Origin of the sequence: Candidatus Allofournierella excrementigallinarum, from assembly GCF_944388085.1 — a bacterium.
Taxonomy (GTDB): domain Bacteria; phylum Bacillota; class Clostridia; order Oscillospirales; family Ruminococcaceae; genus Allofournierella_A; species Allofournierella_A excrementigallinarum.
Genome location: NZ_CALXHK010000012.1, coordinates 44,717 through 52,276, shown reverse-complemented (window position 1 = coordinate 52,276; position 7,560 = coordinate 44,717). Strand labels below are relative to the sequence as shown.

The 7,560-nt window shown below is 54.1% G+C and carries 11 protein-coding genes; all 11 read left to right on the top strand.

What is annotated here, in order from left to right; all coding sequences use genetic code 11:
• Nucleotides 1–129: 129 nt before the first annotated feature.
• Nucleotides 130–423 carry a septation protein SpoVG family protein gene (locus ACH2AT_RS03815; RefSeq protein WP_394963785.1) on the top strand — a complete coding sequence of 98 codons (294 nt, stop codon included), beginning with the start codon at nt 130–132 and terminating at the stop codon, nt 421–423.
• A complete protein-coding gene (locus ACH2AT_RS03810; RefSeq protein ID WP_394963783.1) occupies nt 420–1,127 on the top strand; it encodes a class B sortase in 708 nt (235 codons plus the stop codon). Before ACH2AT_RS03815 ends, ACH2AT_RS03810 begins: the two co-directional genes overlap by 4 nt.
• A 13-nt stretch (nt 1,128–1,140) precedes the next feature.
• On the top strand, nt 1,141–1,515 hold the full coding sequence (locus tag ACH2AT_RS03805; RefSeq protein WP_394963781.1) for a DUF3848 domain-containing protein: 375 nt from the start codon (nt 1,141–1,143) through the stop codon (nt 1,513–1,515).
• An 83-nt stretch (nt 1,516–1,598) separates the two neighbouring features.
• Nucleotides 1,599–1,847, top strand: coding sequence for a hypothetical protein (locus ACH2AT_RS03800; protein WP_394963779.1), 249 nt, complete (start codon nt 1,599–1,601; stop codon nt 1,845–1,847).
• 139 nt (nt 1,848–1,986) lie between these two features.
• Nucleotides 1,987–3,192, top strand: coding sequence for a DUF3846 domain-containing protein (locus ACH2AT_RS03795; protein ID WP_394963777.1), 1,206 nt, complete (start codon nt 1,987–1,989; stop codon nt 3,190–3,192).
• A 1-nt stretch (nt 3,193) separates the two neighbouring features.
• On the top strand, nt 3,194–3,424 hold the full coding sequence (locus tag ACH2AT_RS03790; RefSeq protein ID WP_394963775.1) for a hypothetical protein: 231 nt from the start codon (nt 3,194–3,196) through the stop codon (nt 3,422–3,424).
• A 49-nt stretch (nt 3,425–3,473) separates the two neighbouring features.
• Nucleotides 3,474–4,205: a Fic family protein gene (locus ACH2AT_RS03785; RefSeq protein ID WP_394963773.1), complete on the top strand. Its 732-nt coding sequence runs from the start codon at nt 3,474–3,476 to the stop codon at nt 4,203–4,205.
• Between the two features lie 24 nt (nt 4,206–4,229).
• A complete protein-coding gene (locus ACH2AT_RS03780) occupies nt 4,230–4,811 on the top strand; it encodes a hypothetical protein (protein WP_394963771.1) in 582 nt (193 codons plus the stop codon).
• Between the two features lie 224 nt (nt 4,812–5,035).
• Entirely contained in the window at nt 5,036–5,260 is a 225-nt protein-coding gene (locus tag ACH2AT_RS03775) for a hypothetical protein (RefSeq protein WP_330057810.1), read from the top strand.
• On the top strand, nt 5,260–6,255 hold the full coding sequence (locus ACH2AT_RS03770) for a CtkA family protein (RefSeq protein ID WP_330057812.1): 996 nt from the start codon (nt 5,260–5,262) through the stop codon (nt 6,253–6,255). The genes ACH2AT_RS03775 and ACH2AT_RS03770 overlap by 1 nt, the downstream gene beginning before the upstream one ends.
• 188 nt (nt 6,256–6,443) lie before the next feature.
• Nucleotides 6,444–7,502 carry an Ig-like domain-containing protein gene (locus tag ACH2AT_RS03765; RefSeq protein WP_394963768.1) on the top strand — a complete coding sequence of 353 codons (1,059 nt, stop codon included), beginning with the start codon at nt 6,444–6,446 and terminating at the stop codon, nt 7,500–7,502.
• Nucleotides 7,503–7,560 lie beyond the last annotated feature (58 nt).

Here is a 7,560-nt window from a genome sequence, read left to right as displayed (position 1 = left end):
TCATTGTAGCTTAGGCACGAGATGGAAGGAAAGCCGGACTGGCTGCACGGCTTTCCTGTCCAAATTTATTGTAATAGAAGTGGAGCAACGCATTTTGGAGGCGTTGGCTCTGTGGGAGGCGCAACAGCGATGAGAGTTACCATCAAAAACTTTAAACTGGCCGGACCCGCAGCGGGAACGCTGCGGGCCACTGCCGATGTGCAGCTGACACATAGTAATGGCAAAAAGCTGTTGACCATCCGGGAGGCAAAAGTGATCGAGGGTAAAGAAGGGCTGTTTGTATCTCTGCCGTCGATCAAAAGGGGAGAGCGGTATCTTCACCTGATCGTAGTGGAAGACCCGGAACTCGAAAATAAAATCAAAACTTCGCTGCTCGGGCATTATGTACTGAGCGCGGATAAGAAAGGCGGCAAGAGACAATGAAACGGATCGTGATCATAGCCCTCGCTTTTCTTCTGCTTGTTGGCTGTGCTGATGTAGCTGTGCAACCAGAAGAACCTGTCAGTGTATCGAATGAGGCAGCGGAGCAGCTGCAAGCACCCGCAGATCCGCGTTTGGCAGAAGCCCAGGCAGAAAACCCGGATACCGTTGCATGGCTGACCGTGCCGGGTACCAATATCGATGGCCCGGTACAGCAGGCGGAGGACAATGAATATTACCTGCGCCGAAACGAATTGGGCGAGCCAAGCCACGACGGTTGCTTTTTTGCCGATTATGAATGCAACCTGTCTGGCGATGCTCTGAGCACAAACACGATCATCTACGGGCACACCTTCACAGCTCCTGGTCAGGATCCCAACCTTGGTTTCGGTCAGCTCAATGCTTTCCTGGACGCTGAATTTGCGGCTGCGAACACACAGATTTTTCTTTCTGTTGCGGAGCGGCAATACACGTTTGAAATCAAAAGCGCGGGCGTCGCCAGTGCGGAGCAGGACGGAGTGTGTATCCTGGCATCACCCGGCTGGGCGCAGCAGCAGGAACTGGTGCGCCTTGCCAATGAGCGCAATGTGATTGAAAATCGGGCCTTGGAGGCAGTGGGTGGTCAAAAGTTGCTCACCCTCTCCACCTGTACAGATAAAAACGAAGAGCGACTGTTGATTGTTGCCGAACTCGTTTTGCCGGAGTGAGGAGGAATAGGCGGTGGAACAGGCGGAAATGATGCAGGTGCTGTTCGCAAAAATGTCGGCGGAACAAGGCGGTTATCGAAAGTGGCTTGTAAGCCTGCCGCCAGAAGAAATCCTGGAGCATGCGTATGAGTATACGGTCCGCGAAGCAGCACTGTCGCTGATGGGAAAGGTGGAATTGAGCAAAGGACAAATAACCGCACTCTTTGCAACGAAAACACCCTTGACGGGTATCTGCGATGAGTTCTTTAGCCGCGACATTGACTATGAAATCGAGTTGACGGACTGCATTGAGGTTTTTGCGAACGATGCGGCACATCAGTACGAGAGAGTCAAGAAGGCTGCCGCACAGCTGGAATTTTGGAATGGTGCGATCAATGGTCTCCCGTAAAAACCGCATAACGAAGCCCAAAACAGGCACGATGGTATGTTGCCCCTCGGTGCGCTTAATGGGAAAAGAGAGGAGCATGGAATTTGAAAAAGAAACTTCAAGAATGGAAAAAGGCATGCGATGCAGGAAATGGATCGGAATGGCTTGACCAGCAGCCAGCAGAAATCCGTGAAGCAATCCGAGCTACCGAAGATTACCAGGACTGGTTGTTTCTTGAGATAGAAAAGGCCGACGCCCACAGCTGCTGGGATCACCTCATCCCATACGATTCCGACTATTTATCATGTGCCGAATGTGGAGCACTGGTTCCCCGCTCTGGCAACTATGACTAAAAGTGAGGCTTGACGCCTGTGTGCCCGGGCTGGAGCCGTGAGCGCAGATACGACCGTCGGTCGTACCCCAAAAACCGCATAACAAAGCCAAAAACCAGGCATGACCGCTGGTCGTGCCTCTGTAAAAAAGGGGAAAACAATGGAGCGAATTACTTGTGCAGAATTGATGGGGTATCTTGAAAAAGAACCCGAAAAAGTAATGGTTTTGGACATCGAGACAACAGGATTTTATGCACCAGCGGACGAGGTGCTGTCTTTGGCGATCATTGATGGAACGGGGGAAACGCTGTTCTACGATAGTTTTAAGCCGGAGCACAACACGGCTTGGCCGGAGGCCCAGGCTGTGAATGGGATCTCGCCGGACGATGTGGCCGATAGTCCGATTTTTGCCGAAGAGACAGAGTATATCAACTTGCTCCTGGCTAAGGCAGAAGTAATCGTCGGATACAACCAGGAGGGATTTGATTTGCCCTTTCTGGCACACTTTGGTGTTTGTCCCCCGGAAGAAGTGAAGCTGGCTGATGTGATGATGGACTACGCAGAAATCCACGGCGAATGGGACACAAAACACCAGGACTGGAAATGGCAGAAGTTGACTGCCTGTGCGGCCCATTATAACTATCAATACCATGCACACGACAGCCTGAAAGATGCCGAAGCGACGTTGTTCTGTGCTCGCAAATGTGCGGAGGAACAACTCCAAAAGCGGGCCGCTTATAGACTGCTTGAAAGTGGAAAAACAATCTATATTCAGGCTTGTGATGGCGGCTACGACTACACCATTTATGACTTGGATGATAAAGCGGTGGACGGAGGGCGGCTGGATAATGTAAAATATACCCTACTCGATGCTCGCAATGAGCTTTTGGTGGAATTGGGCGAGATGGAGAGTGTGTATACTTACACAGGCGATGCTCTTGACGAGTATCTGGATAAGGTGGCTGAAGCAGAACAAAAAAAGGAAATGCAGGTACTGATTGTCCGGCCTGGGGAATATGCCGAGAGGGTCAAAATAGACGGGTCGCTCAAGTCCATGCAGGACATCGTAGAGGGCATGATCGAAGTGGTATATCCGTGGGAGGAGCGGGTCGCGCTCGTGTGCAACGACGAGGGGCTGCTGGAGGGCTTGCCGCTGAATCGGTATGTGCCGGAAATGGGCCAGCCGATCGCCGGTACTTTCTTTGTGTGCGGATTTTCAGACGACCAGCTGACCGGCCTCACCGACGAGCAGCTGGCGCGCTTCGGCCGAATGTTTCATAACCCGCAGCAGTTCCTCTTCAACGAGAACAAAGAATTATACGCTGTAATGGACTGCGTACCGACCGAGCCTATGGAGGAGCCGTAAAATGAGTATAGTTGCAAATGAAGTGCTTATGGCACTAAGCATTATAATTTTGATGCTTTTCGCAGGTGTATTTGGGCTATGGCTTTTTGTGTGCTTTCTTTCTTACCTGAGCGATTGTGGAGAAAGAAGAGGCGTATTTACCCAAACGGTGATAGGGATAATCGCCAGCGCGGCTTTTATCACATTTTTGCTGACAATTTTGCTGACAATAATAGGGTTTGTTTTTCCTTGACCGCCCACCAGGCATGGGATACAATAATCTAAAAGGGGGGCGCGTGTGTATGAACCTGTTGGCACAGCTTTTGGAAGAAAAAAACGCCCACCGCAAGGGAGGGCTGTATCACCAGACACAGATCCTGTTCGCATACAACTCCAATCGCATTGAAGGCAGCAGGCTCACCCACGAGCAGACGCGCTTCATCTATGAAACAAACACGTTTCTGCCCGATGGGGACACCCCCATCCGCACGGACGATGTAATTGAAACGATCAACCATTTCCAGGCGTTCGACTATATGCTGGAAGTCGCCGGGCAGCCCCTATCCGAAGCGATCGTCAAGGAACTGCACCGCTTGCTGAAAAGGGGGACGTCAGATGAGCGCGACCCCCGGTTTCGGGTCGGTGACTACAAGGCCCTGCCCAATATGATCGGGGAAACGGTGTATACTGCGGCTCCAAAGGAAGTGTCTGCCCAAATGCAGGAGCTGCTGCGGGCATATCAGACTAAAACTTCTGTGAAGGAGCGGGACGTGATTGACTTTCACTATCATTTTGAGAAGATCCACCCCTTCCAGGACGGCAATGGCCGGGTCGGCCGTTTGATCATGTTCAAGGAGTGCCTGGCTCATGGGCTGGTGCCTTTTGTGATCGACAGCGACCACAAGCTGTTCTACTATCGCGGCCTGCGGGAATATCCCCAGGAGCCAGGGTATCTGGTGGACGCCTGCTTGTCGGCACAGGATAATTACCGGCAGCTGATCGCATACTTCCAGCAGCCGCCTTTGGAGCCGTAACAACAAGAGAAGGGGAGGACGCAAATGAAAGTCTATACGATCATCGGGGGCGTGAATGGCACAGGAAAATCAAGCCTCACAGGTATGCTTCGCACGGAACGGACGGACCTGGGAATTGTCGTTGACCCTGATCGGTGTACTGTGCTTTGCAATGGGGATGAATACGAAGGCGGAAAACTGGCTGTGTCGCAAATTGAGGCAGCATTGGATGAGGGCGTCAACTTCACACAGGAAACTACCTTGTCTGGCGGTTATCCCAAACGGCTGTGCAGTCGGGCGAAAGAGGCTGGATATTATATCCGCTTATACTATGTCGGACTGGATACGTTGGAAGAGAGCCTGTCCCGCATAGAAAATCGTGTCGCCCATGGTGGACACAATATCCCGGAAAAGGATGTGCGTGGCCGGTTTGCGCATCGTTTCCAGGACGTTGGAAAGATTTTGCCATACTGCGATGAAGCAAAGTTTTTCGACAACGACAACGGATTTATTCTCGTTGCAGAATATAGAAACGGGCAGCTGTATCCTGTTGGTAATCACGCGCCAAGATGGCTGCAAGAGCTACACCAGCAGCTTTACCCATATCAGCTTGGGCTGGAACCGTAACAGGTACGACCGTCGGTCGCACCCGAAAAACCGCATAACCAAGCCAAAAACGAGGTGCGACCGACGGTCGTACCTCGTTTTTGGCGTCCTGTTTCAGCGGTCACAGGTTCGAAACAGAGGTGTGCGAAGCCGGTTTGCTCTTTATGGCATGAAATGGTACAATAAACAATAATGGGTTTCTGGGATGTGTTGGCAAACAGGAAGCCTTGTTGGAGGTGGGCGGTGTGAAACATCATTGGATTAGGGACGACATCGAAATTTCCTTCCCTCTGCCTAAATTTGTACAGGAGCTTGTGCGAGAGCTGGAGGCGTTGGACGAAGCCGGCGATTATGCCTACGAAGGATGTGCTGATGCATTGGACGTGGGTATCAAGGAAGCCGTAAGACGCGGTGAGATGACACAAAAACAGTGGGATTTGATCAGTGCAAAATATATTGAGGTGATGTGATGGAGATTTTACGATTGGACGAGTGCCCTCTGAGCGACAGGAACAGCACCTACTATGGTATGGCCGGACAAAAAGAGGGCATCTTGATCCAAGGGGAACGTTGGCTTGTAAAATACCCCAAAAGCACAGCGGGGCTGGAGGGTGATTTGGTATCCTATTCAACAGCTCCGCTCTCAGAATACATTGGCAGCCATGTTTATGCAATTTTGGGGTATCCGGTGCACGACACGGCTTTAGGTCTGCGCAACGGAAAACTTGTTGTTGCCTGCAAGGACTTTTGCGATACTCCCGGACAACTGGTTGAGTTTCGCGGTTTCAAGAACGTCTACGACCAACAGTTGGAGAGAATTCTGGAAGAAGACCTCCCGTCCACAGGAAGTGAGCATTTTGTGGAGCTACCAGAAATCCTGATACACCTGCAATACAATCCGACGGTAAATCGTGTGCCTGGGGTGACAGAACGGTTTTGGGATTGTGCAATCATCGACGGCTTCATCAATAACAATGACCGAAACAACGGCAACTGGGGCTTCTTGCGGACGGCGGAGGGTTATCGATTGGCGCCAGTGTATGATAACGGTGCGGCTTTTTCCAACAAAGCGACGGAGGAAACCTTAAAAAAACGGCTCCAGAGCCGTCAAACCGCAGAGGCAAGTGCTTTGAATGGCACAACGATCTATTCGAGTGGCGGCAAAAACATTACATTCCGAAACCTGCTGAAAGTGAGCTTGCAAAATCCCGATTTTCGTGCTGCGGTCAAGCGCAACGTTCCTCTTGTGCAACAGTGCATGCCCCAAATCCGCACGTTCATGGAGCGAATCCCGGAATCGGCGGAGAAGATCCCAGTGTGCTCTTCGGTGCGCAAGGCGGTGTATATGCAGGATATGGAATTGCGGCTGGAAAAGCTCTTGCTCCCCACACTGGAGCAGGTCATTGCGCTGGAAGCGCAGCAAGAGCGGTGGAGTGGTCTATCTCCATTCGGTATGGATCGGTGACCGACAGGTACGACCGTCGGTCGCACCCGAAAAACCGCATAACCAAGCCAAAAACGAGGTGCGACCGGCGGTCGCACCTCGTTTTTTATACCCTTTTCGGCCCGTGTCGGCGGGCTTTTCTTTTATAAACCTTTTTATCGTACAAGAAATGTGATAAGATGGACTTGAAATCCAAGGAGGAGAATACCATGAAAAAGAGAACGCTGATTTTTCTTTCTGTTGCGGCAGCCCTTGCGCTGGCCCTTTGCGCCTGCGGCGGGGCGAAGCTGACCAGCTTCGCCCTGGAGGGCGATGAGCCGATGGAGCTGGTGGTGGGCGGCAGCGACACGCTGACGCCGATCTTCAGCTACGAAGGCGAAGCGCCCTCCGAAGGGCCAGCGGTAACGTATGAAAGCGCCGATGAGGCGGTGGCCACCGTGGACGGAAGCGGCACCGTGACCGGCGTGGCGGTGGGCGAGACCACCATCACCGCCACGGTGGGCGAGATGAGCGCCACCCGGGCGGTGGTGGTGAACATTGCCACCGAGAGCCTGACGGTGGAGGAGATGAGCCTGCACCTGGCGGACGGTGCGGCCCAGGCCGTGGTGGCCGTGGAGCCTGCGGAACTGGCGGGCCAGCTGACCTTCAAGACCGGCGATGAGGCCATTGCCACCGTGGACGAGGCCGGCAATGTGACCCCGGTGAAGGAGGGCCACACCAGCCTGCTGGTGCTCGCGCCGGACGGCACCCGCGCCAAGGCGATGGTGACGGTGTGGAGCGGCCCGAAGGAACTGACCCTCACCGCCGAAAAGACCCAGGTGACTAAGGGCGGCACCGTGGCCGTCACCGCCGCCGATGAGACCGGCGCGGCGGTGGACGCCGCCACCCTCACCTGGTCGTCCAGCGACGAGACCGTTGCCACCGTGGACGAGACCGGCACGGTGAAGATGGTGGGCGTGGGCGAAGCGACCATCACCGCCGAGACCGCCTGGGAGGTGGCCGGCAGCGTTACGCTGACCGGCAAGGCGGCGGCCAAGGCCCCCGCCAATAACACCGGCAGCGCGGCGGCCCCCGCCGGCGGCCAGGGCGGCGCTGCCGCGCAGCCCTCCCAGCCGGCCCAGCCGGAACCCGCGCCCCAGCCCCAGCCCCAGCCGGAACCCGCGCCGCAGCCCCAACCGGAGAACCCGTCCGGCGGCCACGTGCATGACAGCCCCACCGTGGACCTGGACCCGGATGCGGGGAACGACCTTACAGACTTTTGGTCGTAAGATGAGCGGACACGTCCATCGGCTGTGTTTGAAAATCGCATAACTGAGCCAAAAACGA